Here is a 1,631-nt window from a genome sequence, read left to right on the forward strand (position 1 = left end):
ACCACCGGGAGAACGACCTCGTGCTCCTCGAAGCGGGTCATGGCGAGAGGGTCCGCCAGGAGCACGCTGGTGTCGAGAACGTACGTGCGCCGGTCGCACTTGCGGGAGCGGGCCGGTTGCGGGAACCGGATGCCGCGGTCTTCGCTGCTCATGAGACGTCTCCTTGCCAACGGTGCCGATGCCGGTGCCGGTGTCGTGCGCTCGGAGCGGGAGTCACGGCCCGATCGACGGGTCGGACGGCTCGCGGTCCGGCACGGCGGGTGATCCTTCACGGGGTCGCGGTGGACGCCGAATCGACGAGGTGTCCCGCGATCGACGTCCGGGCGCCGCCCGTGGTCGCAGGAGCATGCGGGAAACCTCGGTGGACGGGGCCGGCGGAAAATGCCGACCGGTACGACGTTCTTTTCCGGGCGATCTCCCTCCGCGGGTGTGAGGAGTGGGATTCCGAGGATTCCGAAGGCACCTGGCCAGTGGCGAAACGGCGTCTGACGAATACCGGAAGAAAGTCCGACGGTCCACCGTGGGTGGCGATTGAGGCGGGTGTTCGTAGAAGATCGGTCTGTCCGGAAGAAATCCGGGATGAGGGTCACCGGTAATCGACGGGCGCTTCGTTGAGAGCACGATAACCAGTGAGGCGCGCCGCCGGAATGTGAGGTGGATCACAGTGTGGTCCGGTTCGCTCGCGGTAAGGCTGTTCTCCTGCGGTGTCGAGCGCAGTGTGCGTGGGCGGGGTGGTGTCGAGGTCTTCCCGGCGGGTCGGGCCCGGTCCGCCGGGCGAAGGGGGTGACCGGCGCGCCGGGGTGGGTGTTCTTCACTCTCGTTCCGGAAAAGCTGCGTGCCGGGAACATTTCGGTGGGGCGCTCGGTTTGACGTTCGGTCATGCCCTTGACCGCGATCCCTGGAGTGCTCTTGCCTGAAACGTCGTCCACCGTCGCGACCGTTCTCCCGTCCCTCGTCGCTCAGGCGGACCGTCTGGTCGAGCTCGGGGTGCACGAGCTCGCGGGACTGTCCGCCGACGAGGTCCGCGCCTTCGCGGCGAACGCCTCCGGCGCGGACGGCGGCGCCCTGCTCGCCGTCCACCCGGACCGCGCCCCGGCCTCGGCCCTCGCACCCTTGCTGCGACGCGAGGGCAAGCCCGGTTTCGTCGTCGTCGACATGCCCGACGTCGACGACTTCGCTCCCCGGGCGGTGGAACTGCCCGACACCCCGCTCTACCTCGTCACCGACCCCTCCCGTGGCGACGACATGGCCAACTGGAGTCCGGAGGAGGCGCTGCCCGCCCTCACCGAGCAGGGCCGCACGCCCTTCCTGCTCACCGAGGGCATCCACTGGGTGCTCCAGCAGCCGGCGATCCTCGAACGCAACCGCTGCTTCATGACCATCGGCTCCCGCCTGCGCAAGCCGAACGGTGCCCTGGACGCCCGCACCCCGGCGATCTGGATCAGCAACGGCACCGGGCGGGACGGCCGGGAGCGGCGCAACGCGCCGAAGGTCGGCTGGTGCTGGTGGGGCAACCGCCACACCTGGCTCGGCTTCGCCTCCGCCACCGGCCGGGGGCTGTAGTCCGGCAGACGGTGCGGCTGACGTGCCACCCCGGCGGCGCAGGCCCGGCACGTGCGGGCGTGCCGGGC

2 protein-coding genes are annotated in these 1,631 nt (G+C 70.1%); one reads left to right on the plus strand and one right to left on the minus strand.

All coding sequences use genetic code 11. The features are described from left to right. Positions 1-152, minus strand: a 152-nt coding sequence (locus ABZY91_RS42000; protein ID WP_355409519.1) for a PIN domain-containing protein, incomplete at its 3' end; no start/stop codon positions are given. A 757-nt stretch (positions 153-909) separates the two neighbouring features. On the opposite strand from ABZY91_RS42000, the gene ABZY91_RS42005 reads away from it, so the two are divergent. Further along, a complete protein-coding gene (locus ABZY91_RS42005; RefSeq protein WP_355409517.1) occupies positions 910-1,563 on the plus strand; it encodes a DUF5701 family protein in 654 nt (217 codons plus the stop codon). Positions 1,564-1,631 lie beyond the last annotated feature (68 nt).

This window comes from Kitasatospora sp. NPDC002965, from assembly GCF_040611255.1.
Lineage (GTDB): Bacteria > Actinomycetota > Actinomycetes > Streptomycetales > Streptomycetaceae > Kitasatospora.